Genomic DNA, 22150 nt, shown 5'->3' with positions numbered 1-22150 from the left:
CTATTTTGACCTGGCTGGCAGTTGCCCGACGGAGCTCGATATGACCGGACCCAATCCATCGATCAAGCATCCGATCCCGTTGCACACGCGCGTCGGCTTTCTGAAACCGCTGGTAACGGCGCCGAACATCGAGATCGGCGATTTCACCTACTATGACGACCCTGACGGGCCCGACAAATTCGCCGAAAAATGCGTGCTGCATCATTACCCGTTCATCGGCGACAGGCTGGTCATCGGCAAGTTCTGCGCCATTGCCGAAGGCGCGCGCTTCATCATGAACGGCGCCAATCACGCCATGTCCGGTTTTTCGACCTATCCGTTCAACATCTTCGGTCACGGCTGGGAGGAAGGCTTCGACCCGGCGACATGGTCGAAGGAGGTCCGCGGCGACACGATCGTCGGCAATGATGTCTGGATCGGCATGGAAGCGGTGATGCTGCCGGGCGTGAAGATCGGCGACGGCGCCATTGTCGCGGCAAAGTCGGTGGTGACGCACGATGTGCCGGCCTATGCGATCGTCGCCGGCAATCCGGCCAAGGTGGTAAAGATGCGCTTCGACGACAGGACCATCCGGCGGCTGCTGGCGCTGGCGTGGTGGCACTGGCCGGTGGAAAAGATCAGCCGCAATCTCGATGCCATTCGTGGCAGCAACATTTTTCTTCTGGAGGCAGCGGTTTGAACGCGTTGAACAAGACCACGATCGGCATCGAATTGTTCACGCGAGCCTGGATATTCATCCGCGGCGTGCCGGCGATGAAATTCCTGCCGCCGGAGGGTCCGCCCGAGATCGCCTTTGCCGGCCGCTCCAATGTCGGCAAATCGTCGCTGATCAACGCGCTGGTCAACCAGAAGGGGCTGGCGCGCACCTCCAACACACCGGGCCGCACGCAAGAACTCAACTATTTCGTGCCGGGCGGATTTTCGGGAGAGGGCGCCGACCTGCCGCCGATGGCCCTGGTCGACATGCCGGGCTATGGCTACGCCACGGCGCCGAAGGAAAAGGTCGACGAGTGGACGAAGCTCGTGTTCGACTATCTGAAGGGCCGGGTGACGCTGAAGCGCGTCTACGTGCTGATCGATGCCCGCCATGGCATCAAGGCCAAGGACGACGAGGTGCTGTCGCTGCTCGACAAGGCGGCGGTGTCGTATCAGATCGTGCTGACCAAGACCGACAAGATCAAGGCGGCGGGGGTACCGCGACTGGTCGAGGAAACGCTTCAGAAGATCAAGAAACGCCCGGCGGCCTTCCCCTTCGTGCTCGCCACGTCGTCGGAAAAGAGCGAGGGCCTCGAGGAACTGCGTGCGGCGATCGTGCTCGCCGCCAATGGCGGATAGGCAACGGCCTCCGACGGCTGGTCAGGCGGGACTGGAGGCCCGTTCCTGCTCTGCAAGCTGTTCTGTGCCGTAGGCCTTCAGGAACACGTCGACGCCCGACCTGACGATATGTTCAATCTCGGCCACACTTGGCGCCTTGGTGCGATAGGCGAATATGCACTGGCGGAAAAGACCGGCCAGGCACAGTTCGGTGAACTGATAGGCGGCAAGCTCGACGTCGTCGATCTTCAGCAGGCCACGTTCGATAGCCATGTTGAGGAAAACGACAACCCTGTCATGGCCGCGCTTCGGCCCGCGTTCGTAAAATCGCGCGCCAAGCTCCGGAATCCGTTCCGACGCACCGATCACCGTCCGCTGCGCCAGGATGACCCTGGCCGAAGTGATCTTCATGGATAGCACGATGCCGAACTTCACCAGCGTCTGGCGAAGGTCGCCGATCTGGTCGAGCACCTCATACATATTCTTGAAGATCGTGCCGCGTTCTTCCTCGATCAGCGCTTCGAACAGCTCTTCCTTGTTGGCGAAGTAGACATAGATCGTGCCCTTGGACACGCCGGCCTCGCGCGTAATGTCGTTCATCGACGCGGCTTCGAAGCCCTTGTCGATGAAGACACGGCGCGCACCCTCGATGATCTGGCTTCGCTTGACCGGGTCTTGCCCCGCGGCCGGGCGGCCGCGCGGCAGACTGTCCAGCAGATCGCACTGCTCCTTGCCAGCGCTGGACAATGGGCCTGAATCAGACAAAGGAGCGGCCTTGGGGGCTTCGGCCATAATGTCACACCTCGTAAAATAATTCGAACCATCCGGTTCGATTGCTCTTGATATGGGCCTGTTTAAGCGCTAAGTCAATGTCGAGATCGAACCGAACGGTTCAGTCTGACAACATTCAGCGCCAGTTAATTTAGAGAGATATCATGTCCTCGAACGCGCCTACCAGTGCCGAAGTCCGCCCTTTCCCCAGCGCCAAGGTCCAACCTGCGATCGAAGCGCCGGAAGCCCCTCTCAAGCCCGCCGACATCACCCCGCTGGCTCCCGCCAAAAAGAAGCGCTCGATGCGCTCGATGTTGTTGCCCATCATCGGCCTGGCCCTGCTGGGCGCCGGCGCATGGTATGGCTATGACTACTGGACCGACGGGCGCTTCATGATCTCGACCGACGACGCCTATGTCCAGGCCGACACGGCGTTCATCTCGCCAAAAATCTCGGGCTATGTCGATCAGGTCAAAGTGACCGAGAACCAGCAGGTGAAGGCCGGCGACCCGCTGCTGATCGTCGATGACGGTGACTACAAGATAGCCGTTGCCCAGGCCGAGGCGCAGATCGCCACGTTGAGCAAGACGCTCGACCGCATCGATGCCCAGACCGAAGCGGCCCGCGCCTCGCTCAAGCAGGCGCAGGCGCAGAAGACCGCCGACCAGGCCGCAGCAGACAATGCGAAGCGGGTTCAGGTCCGCGCCGCCCAGTTGCTCAAGACCCGGGTCGGTACCCAGGCCCAGTTGGACGACGCCCAGACGGCGGTCGAGCAAGCCAATGCCGCACTAGCCGGCGCCGACGCGCAGATCGCGGCGGCTCAGGCCAATATCGGCGTGCTCCAGGCGCAGCGGGCGGAATCGGCCAGTACGCTGGCCTCGCTGCAGCTTGCCCACGACAAGGCGGTGCGGGATCTGTCCTTCACCGTACTGCGCGCACCCTATGACGGCGTGGTCGGCAACCGCTCGGTCGAGCAGGGCGACCTGATCAGCCCCGGACAGAAGCTCGCCGTCATCGTGCCAATGGACAAGCTCTACATCGTCGCCAATTTCAAGGAGACGCAACTTGCCCGGCTGGTGCCTGGTGAAAAGGTCAGGGTGTCGGTCGACGCGATCGACGGCCAGGACTTCGAGGGTACCGTGTCGTCGCTGGCGCCGGCTTCGGGAGCAGTGTTCTCGCTGCTGCCGCCGGAGAACGCCACAGGCAATTTCACCAAGGTGGTGCAGCGCGTTCCGGTTCGCATCGACGTGCCCGCGGATGTGCTGAAGACGGGCAAACTGCGCGCCGGCCTGAGCGTCGTCGTCGCCGTCGACAGCCGCACGGCGCCTTCGGCATCGAAGTAAAGCGGAACCGGGAGCAAGGGTCATGGCGACCGCAACCATTACCGCCGGATCGGTGTCGGCCATCCCGGCCCAGACAGATCACATGCCGATCCGCCGCGTCATCGCCTTCCTGGCGATGGTGTTCGGCATGTTCATGGCGATCCTGGACATCCAGATCGTCTCAGCCTCGCTGGCCGAGATCCAGGCGGGCTTGAGCGCCAGCTCGGACGAGATCCCGTGGGTGCAGACGGCCTATCTGATTGCCGAGGTCGTGATGATCCCGCTGTCCGGCTTTCTCAGCCGGATGCTGTCGACGCGCGTGCTGTTCACAATCTCGGCGGCGGGCTTCACCGCGGCCAGCGCGCTGGCGGCAACCGCAACCAATATCGACCAGATGATTGTTTACCGCGCCGTGCAGGGCTTCATCGGCGGCGGCATGATCCCGAGCGTCTTTGCAGCCGCCTTCACCATCTTCCCGCCGTCCCGCCGCGCCGTCGTCTCGCCGATGATCGGCCTGGTGGCGACGCTGGCGCCGACCATCGGCCCGACCGTCGGCGGCTATATCAGCCATGCCATGTCCTGGCATTGGCTGTTCCTGGTCAACGTCGTGCCCGGCATTCTGGTGACCACGGCCGCCTGGTCGCTGATCGACTTCGACAAACCCAATCTCAAGCTGTTCAGCAAGTTCGACTGGTGGGGGCTTGCCGGCATGGCCGCTTTCCTGGGCTGCATGGAATATGTGCTGGAGGAAGGCCCCAACAACGACTGGCTGCAGGATCAGGCGGTGTTCGTCTGCGCCGTCATCATGACCTTCGGCGCGGTGCTGTTCTTCTGGCGCGTGTTCACCGCCGAGGAGCCGATTGTCGATCTGAAGGCTTTCAGCAATATCAATTTTGCGTTCGGCTCGCTGTTCTCCTTCGTGGTCGGCATCGGCCTCTACGGTCTGACCTATCTTTATCCCGTGTTCCTGGGGCGCATCCGCGGCTACGATTCGATGATGATCGGCGAGGCGCTGTTCGTCAGCGGCCTGGCCATGTTCTTCACCGCGCCGATCTCCGGCATCCTGTCGAACAAGATGGACCCGCGCATCATGATGATGATCGGCTTCTTCGGCTTCGCCACGGGAACCTGGTGGATGACGCATCTCACCGCCGACTGGGATTTCTACGAACTGCTGATCCCGCAGATCCTGCGCGGCTGCTCGATGATGCTGTGCATGGTGCCGATCAACAACATTGCGCTCGGAACCTTGCCGCCGGAGCGGCTGAAGAATGCGTCTGGCCTGTTCAACCTGACCCGCAATCTCGGCGGCGCCGTCGGCCTGGCCGTCATCAACACCGTGCTGATCGACCGCAATGCCTTCCACTACGCCAGGCTCTCCGAGCACGTGCAATGGGGAAGTGCCGCTGCGCAACAGAAGCTGCAGAACATGACGCTCAACTTCGAGCAGACCGCCGGGCTCGACGCCTCCAAGGCGGCCATCTCCAAACTGTCAGGCATGGTCCAGCAGCAGGCGTCGCTGCTGTCGTTCATGGACGTATTCTTCATGCTGACGGTTTTGTTCGCGACGCTTGGGCTCTTCACCCTGGTGATCCGCAAGCCAGCCGCTCAGGGCGGCGGTGGCGGAGGCCATTGAGGCGCGCTGGATCCCCCGCCTGGCGCCCTCGCGCATGACCCCGAAAAGCGATTTTCGGGGTCATGCGCAAAATCAACCATTACGAGGTCTTGGAGCGGCGGACACTCCACCGCTCCAACTTTTTGTTTGAGCATCGGATTTTCCCAAAACCGCTTCGCACTTTTGGGTCCGATGCTCTAGCGCGCTCCGACAAAGTAAGGGTCGCAGCCGTCCTCACGCCGTCGCCGGCTTAAAGGTCAAGGCGACGCCATTGATGCAGTGTCGCAACCCGGTCGGCGGCGGACCGTCGTCGAAGACGTGGCCGAGATGGCCGCCGCAGCGGCGACAATGGACCTCGGTGCGGGTCATGCCCAACGATCTGTCCACGGTCTTGCCGATGGAATTCGGGATTTCCTGCCAGAAGCTCGGCCAGCCTGTGCCGGAATCGAACTTGGTCTCAGACGAATAGACCGGCAGGCCGCAGCCGGCGCAAGCGAAGATGCCTTTGCGGTGCTCGTTGAGCAGCGGACTGGTGCCCGGATATTCGGTGCCCTCCTTGCGCAGCACATTGAAGGCCGCGTCGGACAGGATGGCGCGCCACTCGGCCTCGGTCTTGGTAACCTCGAATGTCTCGGCCGCGCGTGCATCCTGGGCTCCGCCCATGCGCAGCGCGGTGGCGCCTGCGACAACGCCAATGGCTGCCGCACCACTCAAAAGAAGCTCGCGACGGTTCATGGCCATTCCTCCTGTTACTGCTTGTGCCAAATTCGACCGCCACACGGAAATCAAAAGCCGGTGACGATCGCTGTCCTCAAAGCGGGACTCCGCGCCTATCCATCTTGCGTGAACGGCGCGGAGTGTGCGCAGGGAGGCCCCTAGGGATATCTTCGCCGGCAGCGTGCGTTTGTTACATCTTCGGCAGGAGAACCTTATCGACGACGTGGATGACGCCGTTGGACTGTTCGACATCGGCGATGGTCACATTGGCGATGTTGCCATTTTCGTCGGTCACGGTGACCTTGCCGCCGTCGGTCTTGAGCGACAGTTCGCAACCACCGACCGTCTTAACCTTGTGCGTGCCGCCGTCGTGCTTGACCATCTTGGCGACGTCGGCGTCCATCGCTTTGGCGCCGATGACATGGCAGGTCAGGATCTTGACCAGCCTGTCCTTGTTTTCAGGCTTGAGCAGCGTCTCCACCGTGCCGGCTGGAAGTGCCGCAAAGGCCTCGTTGGTCGGCGCGAACACGGTGAAGGGGCCAGCGCTTTGCAGCGTATCGACCAGGCCGCCTGCCTTGACGGCAGCGACCAGCGTCGTGTGGTCCTTCGAGTTGACAGCATTTTCGACGATGTTTTTCTGGGCATACATGGCGGCGCCGCCTACCATCGGGTTTTGGGCATAGGCAACGGTGGCGAGCGCAGAAATGGCGACCGTACCGGCAAGCAAAAGGGTGGCGAATTTACGCATGATTTCAATCTCCTCGGGTTATCGTTCCCCTTATTCGGGAACGCAAGGAGATACGCGATAGAAAATTCCGGAGTTTCGTTCTCTCCGCAAAAAAAATTGCGTCGCTGAAATTTTCCCGGCGCGGATCGACAACCACCAACAAGCTTTGCAGGCGTTTAAATCGCGGAAGATAGATTTTAAGGTCTGCTTCCGGAGATGAGAAGCGGTCAGATGCTCTTCAGATCGCCCGCTGCGACCACCGGTCCAGTCGGCTGGCCGGTCGGTGAACCCCCGGCAGGTTCAACGCTGACCGCAAGCACGGCGCCTTGCGCCAATTTCTCCTGGACGGCGGGCGGGATGGCCAAATGCGCGGTCGCACCGGCCGGGATGACGCCCATCGACACCGGCGCCTTCTTGCCTTCGATCATCCACAATTCGAAGTCCTTGCCGGCGGCCCGCTCGCCGGAAACGTGGGAAAGACCGACCTCGTGACGGGCGGCATCGTAGACAACGAGATATTTGACGTCGCTGCCTTCGGCCGCCAGCGAGGCGACAAGCCGCGTCTGCGGCGGTTCGGTGGGCGGGCGGAAGTACGGCACGGCGATGTAGATCGCCAGCGCCGCAATGGCGGCGGCGGCGAGACCGCGCCAGAAGCCAAGGCTCGACCAGAGGCCGGCGCGCGGCTCTGCAGCGAACAACCGGCGGTCCAATGCTTCCTTGACCCTGATCGGAGGCTCTGTCTCCGGATAGGCGGCGGTCATCGGCGAAAGATGCGCCTCCCAGCTATCGACAAGGCGCGCGAAGGCGGCGTCCGCATCGATGCGGCGCGACGCGATCTCGCGTTCATCGGCGGCTAGAACGCCAAGAACGTATTCGGCGGCGAACAGGTCGTCGCCCCCACGTTCCGGTCCATTGTCGTCAGCCAGCGTCATCTTTCCAGGCATTCTCTCAGTTTCAACAGGCTGCGGCGCAGCCAGGTCCGCATCGTGTTCAGCGGTACGCCATAGCGCTCCGCCAGCTCGGCATAGCTTTTGCCATCCAGATACGCGCCCCGGACGGCCGCCGCCCGGTTCCTCTCCAACTCCTCGAGACAATGGTAGATGCGTCCGGACTCACCGCCCGCCACGGCCATGGCCTCCGGCCCCTGCGCCGGATCGGCCACGTCGAGCGCGGCATCGATATAGGCGGCAGGTTCTCGCCGCGCTCTGATCCGATCGATCGCATGATTGCGCGCAATGGCCACCAGCCAGGAGATCGGGCTCAGATTCGAAACGGCGAAACGGTCCGCCTTCGTCCATATCTTGACGAAGATCTCTTGAAGCGCCTCTTCTGCATCTCCCCGATCCTTCAATACACGAAGGCAGACGCCGAAAAGTTTCGCGCTGGTCTGCCGGTAGAGCAGATCGAACGCAGCCCGGTCCTTCATCGAAGTCCGGACAATCAGGTTGCTGATGTCCTGCGGCGTCATCGGCCGCCAAATTAGGCGATTGCAATGTATTTGCAACGACTGAAATGGTCTTGCGCACCGGCAGCGCCAGCCTCGATTGCCAATGGAATCGCCTCCCGCTAGCTTGCCATGAGCGGGAGGGCGACCATGTCGATCGAGCGGGTTCTTTGGGGGCATGACGCAACCGGCCAGGCCGCGCTCGTGCACAAGGGAGAGATCACACCGCAAGATCTCGTCGATGCGGCGATCGCCCGGGCCGAGGCCACCCGGCCGGAGATCAACGCCATCGCCGAACCGCTTTATGAGGCGGCGCGGGCGCGGGCGCGGACCGTCGACCACAAGCTGCCACTTGCCGGAGTGCCCTTTGCGCTGAAGGATCTCGGCATCGCCATGAAGGGCGTGCCGACGCATGGCGGCAGCCGCATCCCTGCCTACACCCCCGATTTCAACTCGGTCATGACGGAACGCTATCTGGCCGCCGGCCTGATCCCGATCGCCACCAGCACCGCACCCGAACACGGACTGAGGCTGGTGACCGAGTCGGTGGCTTACGGCGTCACCCGCAATCCATGGGACACCGCGCACACGACCGGCGGTTCCTCGGGCGGTGCGGCTGCGCTGGTCGCGGCCGGCGTCGTGCCGGTGGCGCACGCCTCGGACGGCGGCGGCTCGATCAGGGTGCCTGCCGCTTGTACCGGGCTGGTCGGGCTGAAAACCTCGCGCGGCCGCGTGCCCTTGACACCGCTCGTCACCGAAAGCTGGTACGGCTTCGTCGTCGACCATGCGTTGGCCCGCTCAGTGCGCGATACGGCGCTGCTGCTCGACCTGACCCACGGGGCTGACCCGCTGTCGCCCTACGCGGCACCGTCGCCGACCGGCAGTTTTGCTGCGGCGGCCGGGCGCGATCCGGGCAAGCTCAACCTCGCCTTCTATCGAAAATCGCCGCTCGGCCTGCCGATATCGGAAGAGACGTTGAAAGCTCTGGATGCGGCGATCGCGCTGGCGCGCGAAGGCGGGCACAGCGTCGAGGAGATCGACCTGCCCTATATCGATCGCGATTTCATCGCCGATTTCGCCAGAACCGTCGCCGCGGCGGTGGCCGGCACGATGCGGGGCGAGGTCTTGCGCGTCGGCCGCTCCATCTCAGGCGATATCGAACGCGCTACGCGCGTGATGAGCCGGTTCGGTGAAATCCTCTCGGCCGGCGAAATCTACGCCGGCCTGCAGCGGCTGCACGCCGCCTCGCGCCGGCTTATCACCGAAACCGCGCACTATGATGCGGTGCTGATGCCTGTCATCGCGCACCCGCCGCTCGCCTGCGGCACCATGGACCCGAAAGGCGTCGACGAATTCATCGAGAATGTCCTGGACAGACTGCGCCTCGCCGGCCTGCTGAAGTTCAAGCCGCTATTCGGCCAGCTGATGGACAAGAGCCTCTGGTTCACCCACTGGCCGGCGATCCAGAACGTCAGCGGGCAACCGTCGATCACGCTTCCGGTCTACGTCACCGATACCGGCCTGCCGCTCGGCGTCCAGGCCGCCGGCCGCCCCGGCGACGAGGAAACGCTTCTGTCGTTCGCCGCGCAGATGGAAAAGATCTCGGGCTGGCTGGGACGGCGGGCGCCGCTGCAGGTGCCGGCATAGACCATGATCCCGAAAGGTGGGAACCGGTTTTCGGACAAGATCATGGTCAAACAAATAGTAGTACCGATTTGATCGATCGTGACAGCAAAGCCGTTTGCCCCCTCGTCCAATTCCCGCTAAGACGCCGCCGTTCATGCCAAGCTGGGAACCACGCCGATGACGGACGTCGCCGCCACCGCCGAAATGCAGGCCGCGCTGCTTTCAAGGGCGCTGCCCTATATGCAGCGCTACGAGAACAAGACGGTCGTGGTGAAATATGGCGGCCACGCGATGGGCGACATCGCGCTCGGCAAGGCCTTCGCCCGCGACATCGCACTGCTCAAGCAATCCGGCGTCAACCCGATCGTCGTGCATGGTGGTGGGCCGCAGATCGGCGCCATGCTCAGCAAGATGGGCATCGAATCCAAATTCGAGGGCGGCTTGCGCGTCACCGACCAGAAGACCGTCGAGATTGTCGAGATGGTGCTGGCCGGGTCGATCAACAAGGAGATCGTCGCGCTGATCAATGCCGAGGGCGAGTGGGCGATCGGCCTGTGCGGCAAGGACGGCAACATGGTGTTTGCCGAAAAAGCGCGCAAGACCATGATCGATCCGGATTCCAACATCGAGCGGGTACTCGACCTGGGCTTCGTTGGTGAGCCTGTCGAGGTCGACCGCACATTGCTCGACCTCCTGGCGCGGTCCGAAATGATCCCGGTGCTGGCGCCGGTAGCGCCCGGCCGCGACGGCCATACCTACAACATCAACGCCGACACTTTTGCCGGCGCCATCGCCGGCGCCTGCCAGGCGACGCGCCTGCTGTTCCTTACCGACGTGCCCGGCGTGCTCGACAAGGACAAGAAGCTGATCGACGAGCTGACCGTGGCCGAGGCCAAGGCCCTGATCAAGGACGGCACGGTCTCGGGCGGCATGATCCCCAAAGTCGAGACCTGCATCGAGGCAATCGAGCGCGGCGTCGCAGGCGTCGTCATCCTTAACGGCAAGACGCCGCATGCGGTGCTGCTCGAGCTGTTCACCGAACACGGCGCCGGCACGCTAATCGTGCCGTGAGGCCGGGTGTCTGAGGGGCTCAAGCGTTTGGCGAAATAGCGGTCACGGACTGACGCGGCAGGCGTTCGACAACCATCGATTCCTCTTCCTCGTCTTGCGGCGAGCCCCAGAATTCGGCGAGCGTCGGGCCATGTTTCAGGCGGCGGTCGCGGACCAGAAAGCCCCAGACTTCGCGGAACCAGACGCGGCGGCCCATTTTGGTGTACCAGCGCATCGAATGCCGTTGCTCCGGATCCTTGTGGAACAGGATACGCGCCAACGCCTTGGGCCGCGACTGCACCGCCAGTTCGATCAGCTTGACGGCGAAGAACAACATCCACGGCTTGAGGCGGGTCATCTGCAGCACCTGATGCTTGTAGTCCCACAGGCGGGCGTCCAGCTGGATCACCTTGCGGTCCCTGGCAATCCTGAAGAACGGCGTCCAGCGATGCGGCGTCACATAGAGCGCCTGGATCTGGTCAGGGTCATAAGCGATCAGTTGGCGGAAGCCGCGCCAGAGGTCGCGCAAGCTTTCGTCCTCGAAACCGGCCACCCAGGTCGCCATCGACAAGATGCCGTTGAGGCGCAGCAGCCGTATCGCCTCGCGGTCGGATGAGGTGCTGCCGCCCTTGCGGATCAATGCAAGCGTCTGCTCGTCGGTATTTTCCATGCCAAGCAGCCAGCGAATGACGCCGGCCTGGCGATAAAGATGCAGGCTGTCGGCGTCGCGGACGATGTCGTCGGCGCGGGTGGAGCCGACGATCAGCACCGGCACATTCTCGGCGATCATCGCGTCGAGAAAGGCGAGCCAGGCCTTTTTGGACGACGTCGGGTTCTCGTCGGCAAGGTTGATCAGTTCGACGCCGTGCTCGCGGTAGAGCCAGGCAATCTCCCGCGCGAACTTCATGGGGTCGCGGTGCCGCCAGCGCGTCCAGAAGCCGCGCTGGCCGCAATAGTTGCACAGATGCGGACAGCCTCGCGAGAACTGCATGACCACCGCGCGCTTGCCTCCCCAATAGCTGTAGCGACTGAAGTCGATCAGTTCCCAGCCGATGCGGTAGTCTTCTAGGTTGGTGATCGTTCTTGCCGGCCGGGTTGCAAAGGGCTGGCGCAAATCGTCAGGAAAGGCGATGCCCGCCACATCCGGCAGCGGCTTGCGTTTCTCAAGCGCTTCGACCAGCGCGACGATGGTCGCCTCGCCCTCGCCGCGCACGATAAAGTCGAAAACATTCGTTTCAGCCAGTATGTCGCGCCAATGATAGGTCGGAAACACGCCGCCATAGATCAGGATTGTCGCCGGCTGGATGTCCTTGACCATGCCGGCGATCAGCAGGGCTGTCGGATGCGCAGAGGTCGAGCCGGAATGGCCGATCAGAATGCAGTCGGGATGGTCGCTCAAGGCGTCCCGGACCAGCGTGGCAAGCGCCATCGGCCCGAATTCGGCGTCCACAAGCCGCACTTGATGTCCCGCGTCGATCAGCGGACCGCCAAGTGCCCAGCAAACCGAGCGGCGGCAGATGGTCGTCCGGCACACGGCTGCCGATGGCGGTATGCGGCGGGTTGATCAGGACGATTTTCATGGCGGGCCTTATGCGATGGCGGTCCGCATGTCGTAGTCGGCGATCTAGTTCCGGAGATTGGCTCGCTTCAGCAGTTTGTGTGCAGCTTTTCCGCAGAAATGCCTATCGTCTGAGATGTGCCAGCGGCACATGGCCGGGTCCCTTAATGTTCTGCAGCACAAGCTGCGTGTGGACGTCGCGCACGCCTTCGAGCCGCATCAGCCGGTGCATGACGAAGGCATTGAGTTCGTCGACCGACGGCACCATGACATGCAGCAGGAAATCGTAGTCTCCAGTCATCGTCCAGCACGACGACACCTCGTCCATGCGCTGCACGGCGGCGATAAAGGTTTCGGGCGAGCCGTCGCTGTGGGTCACGAGGCGCACCTGGATGAACACTTCGACCATCAGACCGACGGCGCGGCGGCTGAGTACCGCGGCGAAGCCTTTTATGATGCCCGCCTGCTGAAGAGTCTCGAAGCGCCGCGCGCAAGGTGTCGTCGACAGGCCAATCTGCTGCGCCAATTCCGATACCGGCTTGCGCCCGTCGCGCTGCAGGATGTCGAGCATCTTGATCTCGAATTCGTCAAATTGAGGCATTTTCACTCTCCCAAAGCTCGATCGTGGAGTCTTTTACCTCCAACCCTGCATTTGAGCCACCATCAAAGCTGATTTGCCTCGCGCGATCCGGCTAGAATTTCCGGCAATTCGCTGGTCATGATTTCCAGGGAGAGCAAGCCATGACAATGAACGTTGCCGACTATGCCCGCGAATGCGCGGCGCGAGGCCTTCGCGGCGATTATTCCGTCTGCCGTGCCGATTTCACCGTGGCGCAGGGCTACAATTATAGCGACGAAGAACAGGCGGTGTGGCGCACGCTGTGCGACCGCCAGACGAAGCTGACCAGGAAGCTGGCCCACCACTCCTACCTCGACGGCGTCGCGGCACTCGGCCTTCTCGACAAGATCCCGGATTTCGGTGCGGTCAGCGAGAAGCTGCGCAAGTTCACCGGCTGGGAGATCGTCGCCGTGCCGGGGCTCATCCCCGCCCAGCCGTTCTTCGACCATCTCGCCAACCGCCGCTTCCCGGTCACCAACTGGCTGCGAACCCAAAAGGAACTCGACTACATTGTCGAGCCCGACATGTTCCACGATTTCTTCGGTCACGTGCCGATCCTGACGCAGCCGGTCTTTGCCGACTTCATGCAGATGTATGGCAAGAAGGCCGATAGCGTGATTGCGCTCGGCGGCGACGAGATGATCACCAGGCTTTACTGGTACACCGTCGAATACGGCCTGATACGCGAGCCGGGCCAGCCGCTGAAGGCTTTCGGCGCTGGGCTGATGTCATCCTTCACAGAGCTTCAGTTCGCGGTCGAAGGCGGCGAGGCGCACCATGTTCCCTTCGACTTGGAAACCGTAATGCGCACCGGCTACGAGATCGACAAGTTCCAGCGTGCCTATTTCGTGCTGCCGTCGTTCGACGCCCTGCGTGATGCTTTCGAGACAGCCGATCTTGCGGCGATCGTGGCGCGCCGCAAAGGCGAGCCAGCGCTCGACCCGGCGAGCCTATAGGCTGTCGGTTGTTTCCAACGCCTCGGCCTTCAGCCGGGCCAGCTGGTCGCGCTGAAGGTCGAGGGACGCCGTGACGAAGCGCAGGATCGTGGCGAGTTCAGTGTCGCTGAATGTGGCGATCACCTTTTCCCCCTCCTGCGCGATCGCGCCGTAATAGCGCGTCGATAGTTCTCGCGTGAGTTCCGTCGCCTCTATGACCACCTTGCGCCTGTCCTCGAGGCTGCGCGTTCGTGTCAGCAGGCCGCGCGCTTCCAGCCGGTCGATCAGCGCGGTGACCGCGGCCGGCGTCAACCCTGTTGCGGCCGCGACCTCGCCAGCCGATCGCGGTCCGCCATAGAGCAGCGCCAGGCAATGGCGTTCCGCCATACTCAGCCCAAGCCTATCGCCCACTGCCTCGTCATAAGCCTGCGTCGCGTCCTGCCAGCCCATAATGGCAAGGCTGATAGCGGTCTTCATGTCTGCCCGATTCACGCTTGACGAATTTATTTCGATCATCTAACTATCAATCTGCCTAACATTATGGCTATTATAGTAATGTGCTGCATCGGGCACAAGGCAAGGCCTATCGCAGCTTGCAAGGAGTGAAAAATGAATCAGACCCCGACGCGCGGCCCACTCACACCGGCTGAGGAGTTCAAATACGCCAAGCTGGCGATGGAGTGGTATGGCTGGGGCTCTCCCATTGGCCTTGGCATCGCTCTGGTCGCGCTGGCGGCCGCCGCCCTGCTGTTCCGCATCGCCATACGCGGATTTTGACAGTCTGACCACGGTCGGGTTGAATGCAGACAGGGTGGAACTCTCCCAGCGGAAGGCTCAGGGCCGAGCTCAGGCGGCTTCGGAAATATCGCGGTCGATGATCGACAGATTGCGGCCGCGATGCTTGGCCTCGTAAAGCCGCTGGTCGGCGGCGCGCATCAGCTCCGACACTGCGGCGTCTCTGCCGCAGGTGATGCCGCCAATACTGACTGTCAGCGGAACCGTTCGTTCGTCGACAGGCCGGAAACGGATACGCTCGACCTCACGGCGGATGCGCTCAGCGACGCGCCTGGCCTCGTGTTCGGTGGCACCAATCAGAAGGGCGCAGAATTCCTCGCCGCCGATACGCCCAAGCACGTCGCCGCTGCGCACGCCACGCTCTATCGCCTTTGCGATCAGGAGCAGCGCATCATCGCCGATCAGGTGGCCGTAGCTGTCGTTGATGGTCTTGAAATGGTCGGCATCGACGATCAGCAATGCCCCGCGATCGGATTTACGCCGAGAGCCGTCGAGGGCGGCAAAGAAACTTTCGCGGTTGAGCATGCCGGTCATGTCGTCGCGGCTCGCCTTGTCCGCCAGGCGCCGGTGCGCGGCTGCAAGCTGGGCATGGGCGCGGGCGAGCTCGCGATGCGCGGTCTGCAACCTTTCGCCCTGCCAGAACGTATAGGCGCCGACGCCCCAGGCAAGCGCGAGCGGGCAGACGGTGGATGTCAGCCAGATGGTGCGATTGGTCGGAAATCCCATTGCCGGCACGACGATCAGCGTCAGCAAAAGCGAGACCGCTACAGAGGCGAAAGCGATGGCGGCAGACTTTAGAAATATGCGATTCATCGCTTGCTCCCACTGGTCCGTCTTGGTTCCAGCAAAGCGCTGAATGTCACCTTTCGGCGATGCTTAAGATTTTAATCATGGCGCCATTTTTACCACCCAGGGCGCGCATAGGTTGTGGATAAACCTCCGGTTAGAAAGATCGTTTCGTGCCATAAGGACGTATGACGACACTTCCCGACCCCGCCCGCTTTGCCCATGTCACCGACTGGGTGTTCGATCTCGACAACACGCTTTATCCGCATCATTCGAATCTGTTCTCGCAGATCGATGTGAATATGACCGCCTACGTCGGAGAATTGCTGACGCTGCCGCGCGAGGAAGCACGCAAGCTGCAAAAGGAGCTCTACCGCGAATATGGCACGACGCTGAACGGATTGATGACGCGCCACGGCATCGACCCCGACGATTTTCTCGAGAAAGTGCACGACATCGATTATTCCTGGCTGGTTCCAGATCCCGTCCTAGGCACCGCCATTCGCCAGCTTCCCGGCCGTAAATTCATCTTCACCAATGGCGATCGCCGGCATGCCGAACGGACCGCGCGGCAGTTGGGCATTCTCGAGCATTTCGATGATATTTTCGATATCGTCGCAGCCGGACTGAACCCGAAGCCGGCGCGGCAATCCTATGAGAAATTTGCCGAACTCCACGCCGTTACCGGACAAAATGCGGTGATGTTCGAAGATCTTGCCCGCAACCTGTCGGTGCCGAAATCGCTGGGCATGACCACAGTGTTGGTGGTGCCGCGCAATTTCGAGCCGACCTTCTCGGAAATCTGGGAACGCGACCCGGCCAACGAGGACGATGTGGACTTCGTCACCGACGACCTCGCCAGCTTTCTCACGGCGATCGTGGAAGTCCCTGCTTGAGGCAGCCGGCGCGCTTCAAGTCCTTGCTTGCATGTCAAAGTTTATAGAAGCGGCTGACGATCCCCCAGGCCTCGTCAGCGGTGTCGACGAAATCGATGATATCCTGATCGCCGGGTGTGATCGTGCCTTGCTCGGCGAGGAAATCGAGGTCGATCGCCTTTGCCCAGAAAGCCTTGCCGAACAGAATGACCGGCACGCGTTCCATGCGGCCGGTCTGGATCAGGGTCAGCGTCTCGAAGAACTCGTCCATCGTGCCGAAGCCGCCTGGAAACACCGCAACGGCCTTGGCACGCATGACGAAATGCATCTTGCGGACCGCGAAATAGTGGAAGTTGAAGCAGAGTTCCGGCGTCACATAGGCGTTTGGCGCCTGCTCGTGTGGCAGCACGATATTGAGACCGATCGACGGCGCGCCAACATCGTCGGCGCCACGATTGCCGGCCTCCATGACACCCGGCCCGCCGCCGGTCACCACGACGAATTCGCGATAGTACGAGGTGGCCGACTGCTGTGAGCAGAGGCGGGCGAATTTGCGCGCCTCCTCGTAATATTTGCTGTTTTGCTCGAGGTTCTTCTTCTGCGTCTCGTTCTTGGCCGCCCAGGCTTCGCCGCCGGGCTCGGGAATGCGGGCGCCGCCGAACAGGATGACGGTCGATTGGATGCCGCGCTCGGCCAGGATCATCTCCGGTTTAAGCAGTTCGAGCTGCAGTCTGACCGCACGCAACTCGCGCCGCGTCATGAAATCGGGATCGTTCCAGGCCAGCCGATATGTCTCCGCGCGCGTTTGCGGCGTGTCCGGCACGCTTCTCGACCGCTCCAGATCCTCGTCCGAATGCGGCAGCGGCGTCCATCCCGCCTTTTCCATGGGAGTCATATTTGCTTTACCCGTCCAATCATTCACCTGCGCCGTCCCGTGACGCTGCCGCGATTGACCCTCCCCAAGCCTTCACATAGGGTCCGCGCGACTTTCAAACAGGTTAAGGCGCCGGCCCTTAACAGCTTGGTAATGGAGCGAATTCATGTCGAAGCCCGATCTCGCGAGCCTCGAGGAGATTATCGAGAGCGCCTTCGAGGAACGCGACACGATTTCGACCGCAACCCGCGGCGAGACGCGCGAGGCCATCCAATCGGCGCTCGACCTGCTCGACCGGGGCGTCGCACGCGTCGCCGAGCGGCAGGCCGACGGCAAATGGCACGTCAACCAGTGGCTGAAAAAAGCGGTGCTGCTGTCCTTCCGGCTCACCCCGATGGAGATCATAGAGGGCGGTCCCGGTCAGGCGGTATGGTGGGACAAGGTGCCCTCAAAATTCGACGGCTGGAGCGCCGTCGATTTCGAGAAGGCGGGCTTCCGCGCCGTGCCGTCGTCGATCGTGCGCCGCTCCGCCTACGTCGCGCCCGGCGCCGTGCTGATGCCGTCCTTCGTCAATGTCGGCGCCTATGTCGACAGCGGCACCATGGTCGACACCTGGGCTTCGGTCGGCTCCTGTGCCCAGATCGGCAAGAATGTGCATCTGTCGGGCGGCGTCGGCATCGGCGGTGTGCTGGAGCCGATGCAGGCCGGCCCAACCATCATCGAGGACAATTGCTTCATCGGCGCCCGTTCCGAAGTGGTCGAAGGCTGCATCGTTCGCGAAGGCTCGGTGCTCGGCATGGGCGTCTTCATCGGCCAGTCGACCAAGATCGTCGACCGTGCCACCGGCGAGATCTTCTACGGCGAGGTGCCGCCTAATTCCGTCGTCGTCGCCGGCTCGCTGCCGGGCAAGCCTTTTCCAAACAACGAGCCCGGCCCCAGCCTCTACTGCGCCGTCATCGTCAAGCGGGTCGACGCCAGGACCCGGTCCAAGACCTCGATCAACGAATTGCTTCGCGATTGATCTTTCTCAACGAACACGGACGGAATTCGCTTGCCTGAAAGATCCGACCTCATCTGGCTTTTCTTCAAAGCTTCGGGCCGCGTCAGCCGCGCGGCCTATTTTCTTGGAGGACTGCTGGTGGCCATCATACAGGCCTTCCCGCTCTACCGTTTCACGCTGGTGCCGGAGGGCACCACCGAGAGCAACATGTGGTCGTTCATTTTCTTCATCGCCTTCATTGCCTCGCTTTGGTCGAACGTGGTGCTGGCGGTCAAGCGGTTGCACGACCTCGACAAGCCGGGCGTTGCGGCGCTGGTGCTGTTCGTGCCGGTTGTCTCGATCATCGCTTTCCTCGTGCTTTGCCTGTTTCCAGGGCAACCCGGCCCCAACCGCTACGGCAAGCGCACCAACGCCCCGGCCGAACCCTGAGCACCGATCGGACATTTCGTCATGCGCTACCGCTCGCTTGATCCGAAACTGATCCTCGAAACCGCCGAACGGCTGGAAGGGCGCGTCGCCGAGCGCTTTCCCGATGCAGGCTTGCGCGGCGTCGCCGCCGAGCTCGTGTCGCTGTCGCGCGATCTGGCAAAGGCAGCCAAGGCGCTGGAGGCGCCGATCTGGTGGCTGCGCGGCCTCATCATCGCCGCCTTCGTCGTCGGAGCGCTGATGTTCCTGTTCGTCGGCACAATCCTGCCGCTCGGCCGCATCTCGGGAAACCACGATGCCTTCCAGTCGGTGCAAGGCATCGAAGCCTCCCTCAACATGATCATCCTCGCGGTGCTGGGCTTCCTGGCCCTGATTCGCTCCGAGGAGCGGATCAAGCGCAAGCGGGTGTTTCGCCAGCTCCACGGGCTGCGGTCGCTGATCCACGTCATCGACATGCACCAGCTGACCAAGGATCCGGCAACGCTTTCAGCCAGTTTCAAGCCGACTGCGCATTCGCCAGCCCGCATCACCAACGCCGCCGACCTTGCCCGCTATCTCGACTACTGCTCCGAAATGCTCTCGATCACCGGCAAGATCGCCGCGCTGTTCGCGCAATCGGTGAATGACGCCGTGGTGATCGACGGCGTCAACGACATCGAGAACCTGGCTTCGAACCTCTCGCGAAAGATCTGGCAGAAGATCACGCTGATCGAAACCCCTCATGGGCAGCCGGCACGTGCGGCGAAGACCGATCCCGAGCCGGGCCCGCCGCGCCGGCCTGCAGTCCGCAGACGACCGGGGCCGGCAAGCTAAAACCGGCGACCCGGCGGTCAGATCCGCTAGAGCGGCAGAGCGGGGAGTTCCGAAAGCCCGGTTTTGTGCCGGATGCTCTAAGCGAATGTTAATCACCCTGGCCCAGCATGCCGGCGAAGACTGTGTCGACCGGCACGGAGCGCTCGACTGGCAAGCGACCTATCCCTGATCACCAAGGAGCCGCGCAAAACGTGGAGCGCCGCCGCTCGCCTGTTTGCCTGGTTCTCTTCGCCAATGAAATTGGAACCGGAAGCTGTCCGCGCCCGGCTTCTCGACACCACCTTCGATCGCAAATTCGCAGTCCTGTTCGGCACCATCAGCGTTCTGTTGGTTGCGGTCAGCGCCGCTCTCGCCACCGGGGATTGGTGGCCCTACGCCTGGATTGCCGCCGACCTGATGCTTTTCACCGTCCGCGTTCTGCTGATGCGGGAATGCGAACAGGCCCGCAGGCGCGGCTCGAAAGGGCCGCTGGCGGGCCTGATGACAGCCAGCGGCGTCTGGTCGGTCGTCTTCGGCCTCGGCTGCTATGGCTGTGTTGCCAGCGGGAATATGGCGCTTTCCGTACTTGCCGCCTTGAATGTCGCAGGCGTCGTCGGCGTGGTGTCGTCACGCAATGCGGCGACCCCGCGCTTCGCCATATTCGTCATGTTGGCCGTAAGCCTGCCTTACGTGGCCGGTGCATTGTTTTCTGCGGCGCCCGGAATGCCGATCGTCGGAATTCAAACGCCGTTCTATGTGGCCGGCGTCATCATCGTGCTGCTTCAGAACCACGCAATCAATGCCCGCATGATCCGCGCCGAACTGGACAATCGCGACCTGGCCATCAAGGACGCGCTGACCGGCCTGCCAAACCGCATCTTCCTGCAGGAGAAATTGCGCGACATGTGCCGCGAGCTTGCGGCGCCGGCCGCCAATGGCGGCAAGCCGTTTGCAGTGCTCAGCATGGATCTCGACGGTTTCAAACAGGTCAACGACCGTTTTGGCCACGCCGTCGGCGACGTGCTGCTGCGCAAGGTGGCCGAACGATTGAAGCGCGGCTTCCGTCCGGGGGACGTTGTCTTCCGCATTGGCGGCGATGAATTTGTCATCCTTTTGCCCGCAACCTCGGAGATCGAGGCCACCTACCTGGCAAAGCGGGCCATCGAAAAGGTCTCGGTGCCTTTCGACCTCGGGGTCGGTTCCGCTATCCATGTCGGCCTGAGCGTCGGCAGCGCCTTCGCACCCGCCGACGGCGGCGATCCGGAAATCCTGCTCACCTGTTCCGACCATGCGCTCTACGAAGCCAAGCGCACCGGCAAGGGCCGTTACTGGGCACCTGTGCGGGCTACCATCTGACGGCGACGGCTTCCGGCGACAGGCAGGGCGATCCGCTTCTCTCCTGCCCGGCCGGCCATGCCTTGCGTCGCGCCGCTCTTGACCGTTACTTGCCCGCCTTCTCGATGCGCGGCCGCGCCGGCAGAACCATTTGTCGCCCGGCAAGTATCGGGCAGCCGCCGGCGTAGCAGCCGATACTGCCGGCACCGGCGATTACGATTGTCTTGCCATGCGTGATCATGCGATGGCCCTGCCCTGGTCGAGAGGCCTTGCCGCAATTATACGACATGAAAACCATAATGTCGGCGGCATGTCTGGCCCTTATGTCTGGCCGTGACAGTCCCTGCGCTTTCGACTATCGCTTTGCCCATGACGCTGCCTACCGATCCGACCAGAAATCTGGCTGCTCTCATCCGCTGCGCTTCCGTGACGCCCGCCGAAGGCGGTGCGCTGAGCGCGCTGGAAGAAATGTTGAAGCCGCTCGGCTTTGCCGTCGAGCGCCCGGTGTTTTCCGAATCCGGCACACCTGACATAGAGAATCTTTACGCGCGGCGTTCCGGCAACGGCCCGCATCTGATGTTTGCCGGCCATACCGATGTCGTGCCGGTGGGCGATGAAACAGCCTGGACGCACCCGCCCTTTGCAGCCGACATCGCCAATGGCGAGATGTTCGGCCGCGGCGCCGTCGACATGAAGGGCGGCATTGCTTGTTTCGTCGCGGCGGTAGCGCGACACATCGCGCAGAAGGGCGGCCCGAAGGGGTCGGTCTCGCTGCTGATAACCGGCGATGAGGAAGGTCCGGCGATCAACGGCACGACGAAACTGCTCGAATGGGCGGCCGCCAAAGGCGAGAAATGGCATGCTGCGATCGTCGGCGAGCCGACCAATCCCGACGCGCTCGGCGATATGATCAAGATCGGCCGGCGCGGCTCGCTATCGGGCACGGTCGTCGTCAACGGCCGCCAGGGACACGCCGCCTATCCGCAGCTGGCCGACAACCCGGTGCGCGGCCTGGTCACGCTGGTCGACGCCTTGCTTCACCCCGCCTTCGATAACGGAACAAGGGATTTCCAGCCGACCAATCTTGAGGTGACCTCCATCGATGTCGGCAATCCTGCCACCAACGTCATCCCGGCGAAGGCGGCGGCTACCTTCAATATTCGCTTCAACGACACATGGACCGCCGAGACGATCCAGGCCGAGATCCACAACCGCCTCGACCGGGCGGCGAAACGCAAGAAATACCGCGCCGGCAAGGCGACGCCCGTCGACTACGAGATCGCTTGGCGCGACGGACCGAGCCACGTTTTTCTGACACGCGACGACAGGTTGATCGAGACGCTTGGCGGCTCGATCAAGGCGGTGACCGGCAGGAAGCCTGCGCTCTCCACCTCCGGCGGCACCTCCGATGCCCGCTTCATCAAGGATTATTGTCCGGTGGTCGAATTCGGCCTTGTCGGCAAGACCATGCACATGGTCGACGAACGCGTGGCGATTGCCGACCTCGAGACGCTGACGCAGATTTATCTGCGCTTCGTTGAAGACTGGTTTGCGCAGGACATATCCTAG

At 62.5% G+C, this 22150-nt stretch carries 24 protein-coding genes and 1 pseudogene; 14 read left to right on the top strand and 11 right to left on the bottom strand.

The features are described from left to right. The first annotated feature begins 40 nt into the window (after window positions 1-40). Together NKH50_RS13950 and yihA are read left to right on the top strand one after the other, a co-directional pair. Window positions 41-679: a CatB-related O-acetyltransferase gene (locus NKH50_RS13950; protein ID WP_352452996.1), complete on the top strand. Its 639-nt coding sequence runs from the start codon at window positions 41-43 to the stop codon at window positions 677-679. Continuing rightward, window positions 676-1335, top strand: coding sequence for a ribosome biogenesis GTP-binding protein YihA/YsxC (gene yihA, locus NKH50_RS13945; protein WP_352472343.1), 660 nt, complete (start codon window positions 676-678; stop codon window positions 1333-1335). The genes NKH50_RS13950 and yihA overlap by 4 nt, the downstream gene beginning before the upstream one ends. A gap of 21 nt (window positions 1336-1356) precedes the next feature. Here yihA and NKH50_RS13940 read toward each other — a convergent pair whose 3' ends face one another. After that, entirely contained in the window at window positions 1357-2106 is a 750-nt protein-coding gene (locus NKH50_RS13940) for a TetR/AcrR family transcriptional regulator (RefSeq protein ID WP_352506014.1), read from the bottom strand. Window positions 2107-2249: 143 nt separating this feature from the next. On the opposite strand from NKH50_RS13940, the gene NKH50_RS13935 reads away from it, so the two are divergent. Beyond that, window positions 2250-3428, top strand: coding sequence for an HlyD family secretion protein (locus NKH50_RS13935; protein WP_352686454.1), 1179 nt, complete (start codon window positions 2250-2252; stop codon window positions 3426-3428). A 22-nt stretch (window positions 3429-3450) separates the two neighbouring features. Beyond that, window positions 3451-5043 carry a DHA2 family efflux MFS transporter permease subunit gene (locus NKH50_RS13930; protein ID WP_502896113.1) on the top strand — a complete coding sequence of 531 codons (1593 nt, stop codon included), beginning with the start codon at window positions 3451-3453 and terminating at the stop codon, window positions 5041-5043. A gap of 213 nt (window positions 5044-5256) precedes the next feature. Here the strand turns inward: NKH50_RS13930 and msrB are convergent, their stop codons facing one another. From msrB to NKH50_RS13910, 4 genes are all read right to left on the bottom strand, one after another. After that, window positions 5257-5757: a peptide-methionine (R)-S-oxide reductase MsrB gene (msrB, locus tag NKH50_RS13925; protein ID WP_352477048.1), complete on the bottom strand. Its 501-nt coding sequence runs from the start codon at window positions 5755-5757 to the stop codon at window positions 5257-5259. A gap of 172 nt (window positions 5758-5929) precedes the next feature. Further along, window positions 5930-6487 (bottom strand): fasciclin domain-containing protein, encoded by a 558-nt coding sequence (locus NKH50_RS13920; RefSeq protein ID WP_352700992.1) that lies wholly within the window; start codon window positions 6485-6487, stop codon window positions 5930-5932. Between the two features lie 206 nt (window positions 6488-6693). Continuing rightward, window positions 6694-7398: an anti-sigma factor gene (locus NKH50_RS13915; protein WP_352648011.1), complete on the bottom strand. Its 705-nt coding sequence runs from the start codon at window positions 7396-7398 to the stop codon at window positions 6694-6696. After that, entirely contained in the window at window positions 7395-7934 is a 540-nt protein-coding gene (locus NKH50_RS13910) for a sigma-70 family RNA polymerase sigma factor (RefSeq protein ID WP_352879360.1), read from the bottom strand. Before NKH50_RS13910 ends, NKH50_RS13915 begins: the two co-directional genes overlap by 4 nt. A 108-nt stretch (window positions 7935-8042) precedes the next feature. On the opposite strand from NKH50_RS13910, the gene NKH50_RS13905 reads away from it, so the two are divergent. Continuing rightward, entirely contained in the window at window positions 8043-9557 is a 1515-nt protein-coding gene (locus NKH50_RS13905) for an amidase (RefSeq protein ID WP_352879358.1), read from the top strand. Window positions 9558-9713: 156 nt separating this feature from the next. Further along, window positions 9714-10607 (top strand): acetylglutamate kinase, encoded by an 894-nt coding sequence (gene argB, locus NKH50_RS13900; protein ID WP_023677482.1) that lies wholly within the window; start codon window positions 9714-9716, stop codon window positions 10605-10607. Window positions 10608-10626: 19 nt separating this feature from the next. Here argB and bchE read toward each other — a convergent pair. Continuing rightward, a pseudogene (gene bchE / locus NKH50_RS13895) lies at window positions 10627-12166 on the bottom strand (magnesium-protoporphyrin IX monomethyl ester anaerobic oxidative cyclase). A 102-nt stretch (window positions 12167-12268) separates the two neighbouring features. After that, window positions 12269-12745: an Lrp/AsnC family transcriptional regulator gene (locus NKH50_RS13890; RefSeq protein ID WP_254815887.1), complete on the bottom strand. Its 477-nt coding sequence runs from the start codon at window positions 12743-12745 to the stop codon at window positions 12269-12271. Between the two features lie 140 nt (window positions 12746-12885). Between NKH50_RS13890 and phhA the strand changes: the two genes are divergently transcribed. Beyond that, window positions 12886-13719 carry a phenylalanine 4-monooxygenase gene (phhA, locus tag NKH50_RS13885; RefSeq protein WP_254815886.1) on the top strand — a complete coding sequence of 278 codons (834 nt, stop codon included), beginning with the start codon at window positions 12886-12888 and terminating at the stop codon, window positions 13717-13719. Here phhA and NKH50_RS13880 read toward each other — a convergent pair. Continuing rightward, the gene (locus tag NKH50_RS13880; protein ID WP_352820229.1) at window positions 13714-14214 is read right to left on the bottom strand and encodes a MarR family winged helix-turn-helix transcriptional regulator; all 501 of its coding nucleotides are present in this window, start codon (window positions 14212-14214) and stop codon (window positions 13714-13716) included. The genes phhA and NKH50_RS13880 overlap by 6 nt on opposite strands. Window positions 14215-14307: 93 nt before the next feature. On the opposite strand from NKH50_RS13880, the gene NKH50_RS13875 reads away from it, so the two are divergent. Continuing rightward, window positions 14308-14475, top strand: coding sequence for a hypothetical protein (locus NKH50_RS13875; RefSeq protein ID WP_352700996.1), 168 nt, complete (start codon window positions 14308-14310; stop codon window positions 14473-14475). A gap of 69 nt (window positions 14476-14544) precedes the next feature. On the opposite strand, the gene NKH50_RS13870 is transcribed toward NKH50_RS13875, so the two are convergent. Then, window positions 14545-15306, bottom strand: coding sequence for a GGDEF domain-containing protein (locus NKH50_RS13870; protein WP_352879355.1), 762 nt, complete (start codon window positions 15304-15306; stop codon window positions 14545-14547). 161 nt (window positions 15307-15467) lie between these two features. Here NKH50_RS13870 and NKH50_RS13865 point away from each other — a divergent pair, with 161 nt between their 5' ends. Further along, complete coding sequence (locus tag NKH50_RS13865) at window positions 15468-16175, top strand: pyrimidine 5'-nucleotidase (protein ID WP_352879353.1); 708 nt, start codon at window positions 15468-15470, stop codon at window positions 16173-16175. A 34-nt stretch (window positions 16176-16209) separates the two neighbouring features. Here NKH50_RS13865 and NKH50_RS13860 read toward each other — a convergent pair whose 3' ends face one another. Next, window positions 16210-17049 carry an LOG family protein gene (locus NKH50_RS13860; protein ID WP_352455976.1) on the bottom strand — a complete coding sequence of 280 codons (840 nt, stop codon included), beginning with the start codon at window positions 17047-17049 and terminating at the stop codon, window positions 16210-16212. Window positions 17050-17194: 145 nt separating this feature from the next. Here NKH50_RS13860 and dapD point away from each other — a divergent pair, with 145 nt between their 5' ends. The 4 genes from dapD to NKH50_RS13840 all read left to right on the top strand — a co-directional run bounded on the left by dapD (window position 17195) and on the right by NKH50_RS13840 (window position 20602). Beyond that, a complete protein-coding gene (dapD, locus tag NKH50_RS13855) occupies window positions 17195-18049 on the top strand; it encodes a 2,3,4,5-tetrahydropyridine-2,6-dicarboxylate N-succinyltransferase (protein ID WP_352879351.1) in 855 nt (284 codons plus the stop codon). A 30-nt stretch (window positions 18050-18079) separates the two neighbouring features. Further along, the gene (locus NKH50_RS13850; protein WP_352539950.1) at window positions 18080-18457 is read left to right on the top strand and encodes a DUF805 domain-containing protein; all 378 of its coding nucleotides are present in this window, start codon (window positions 18080-18082) and stop codon (window positions 18455-18457) included. A 21-nt stretch (window positions 18458-18478) separates the two neighbouring features. Further along, entirely contained in the window at window positions 18479-19267 is a 789-nt protein-coding gene (locus NKH50_RS13845; RefSeq protein ID WP_352455973.1) for a hypothetical protein, read from the top strand. A 234-nt stretch (window positions 19268-19501) separates the two neighbouring features. Then, a complete protein-coding gene (locus NKH50_RS13840) occupies window positions 19502-20602 on the top strand; it encodes a GGDEF domain-containing protein (protein ID WP_352751754.1) in 1101 nt (366 codons plus the stop codon). 85 nt (window positions 20603-20687) lie between these two features. On the opposite strand, the gene NKH50_RS13835 is transcribed toward NKH50_RS13840, so the two are convergent. Beyond that, on the bottom strand, window positions 20688-20822 hold the full coding sequence (locus NKH50_RS13835; protein WP_352506029.1) for a hypothetical protein: 135 nt from the start codon (window positions 20820-20822) through the stop codon (window positions 20688-20690). A 128-nt stretch (window positions 20823-20950) separates the two neighbouring features. Here NKH50_RS13835 and dapE point away from each other — a divergent pair, with 128 nt between their 5' ends. Beyond that, a complete protein-coding gene (gene dapE, locus NKH50_RS13830; RefSeq protein ID WP_352686422.1) occupies window positions 20951-22150 on the top strand; it encodes a succinyl-diaminopimelate desuccinylase in 1200 nt (399 codons plus the stop codon).

The organism is Mesorhizobium sp. M1027 (genome assembly GCF_040318745.1).
In the GTDB taxonomy this organism is placed as follows: domain Bacteria; phylum Pseudomonadota; class Alphaproteobacteria; order Rhizobiales; family Rhizobiaceae; genus Mesorhizobium.
This window is presented reverse-complemented; position numbering and strand designations above follow the sequence as displayed.

Coding starts and splice junctions, on each gene's coding strand:
- NKH50_RS13950 (WP_352452996.1), top strand. CDS start 41: ATGACCGGACCCAATCCATCGATCAAGCATCCGATCCCGTTGCACACG.
- NKH50_RS13940 (WP_352506014.1), bottom strand. CDS start 2,106: ATGGCCGAAGCCCCCAAGGCCGCTCCTTTGTCTGATTCAGGCCCATTG.
- NKH50_RS13935 (WP_352686454.1), top strand. CDS start 2,250: ATGTCCTCGAACGCGCCTACCAGTGCCGAAGTCCGCCCTTTCCCCAGC.
- NKH50_RS13930 (WP_502896113.1), top strand. CDS start 3,451: ATGGCGACCGCAACCATTACCGCCGGATCGGTGTCGGCCATCCCGGCC.
- msrB (WP_352477048.1), bottom strand. CDS start 5,757: ATGAACCGTCGCGAGCTTCTTTTGAGTGGTGCGGCAGCCATTGGCGTT.
- NKH50_RS13920 (WP_352700992.1), bottom strand. CDS start 6,487: ATGCGTAAATTCGCCACCCTTTTGCTTGCCGGTACGGTCGCCATTTCT.
- NKH50_RS13915 (WP_352648011.1), bottom strand. CDS start 7,398: ATGACGCTGGCTGACGACAATGGACCGGAACGTGGGGGCGACGACCTG.
- NKH50_RS13910 (WP_352879360.1), bottom strand. CDS start 7,934: ATGACGCCGCAGGACATCAGCAACCTGATTGTCCGGACTTCGATGAAG.
- NKH50_RS13905 (WP_352879358.1), top strand. CDS start 8,043: ATGAGCGGGAGGGCGACCATGTCGATCGAGCGGGTTCTTTGGGGGCAT.
- argB (WP_023677482.1), top strand. CDS start 9,714: ATGACGGACGTCGCCGCCACCGCCGAAATGCAGGCCGCGCTGCTTTCA.
- NKH50_RS13890 (WP_254815887.1), bottom strand. CDS start 12,745: ATGCCTCAATTTGACGAATTCGAGATCAAGATGCTCGACATCCTGCAG.
- phhA (WP_254815886.1), top strand. CDS start 12,886: ATGACAATGAACGTTGCCGACTATGCCCGCGAATGCGCGGCGCGAGGC.
- NKH50_RS13880 (WP_352820229.1), bottom strand. CDS start 14,214: ATGATCGAAATAAATTCGTCAAGCGTGAATCGGGCAGACATGAAGACC.
- NKH50_RS13875 (WP_352700996.1), top strand. CDS start 14,308: ATGAATCAGACCCCGACGCGCGGCCCACTCACACCGGCTGAGGAGTTC.
- NKH50_RS13870 (WP_352879355.1), bottom strand. CDS start 15,306: ATGAATCGCATATTTCTAAAGTCTGCCGCCATCGCTTTCGCCTCTGTA.
- NKH50_RS13865 (WP_352879353.1), top strand. CDS start 15,468: ATGACGACACTTCCCGACCCCGCCCGCTTTGCCCATGTCACCGACTGG.
- NKH50_RS13860 (WP_352455976.1), bottom strand. CDS start 17,049: ATGACTCCCATGGAAAAGGCGGGATGGACGCCGCTGCCGCATTCGGAC.
- dapD (WP_352879351.1), top strand. CDS start 17,195: ATGTCGAAGCCCGATCTCGCGAGCCTCGAGGAGATTATCGAGAGCGCC.
- NKH50_RS13845 (WP_352455973.1), top strand. CDS start 18,479: ATGCGCTACCGCTCGCTTGATCCGAAACTGATCCTCGAAACCGCCGAA.
- NKH50_RS13840 (WP_352751754.1), top strand. CDS start 19,502: ATGAAATTGGAACCGGAAGCTGTCCGCGCCCGGCTTCTCGACACCACC.
- NKH50_RS13835 (WP_352506029.1), bottom strand. CDS start 20,822: ATGATCACGCATGGCAAGACAATCGTAATCGCCGGTGCCGGCAGTATC.
- dapE (WP_352686422.1), top strand. CDS start 20,951: ATGACGCTGCCTACCGATCCGACCAGAAATCTGGCTGCTCTCATCCGC.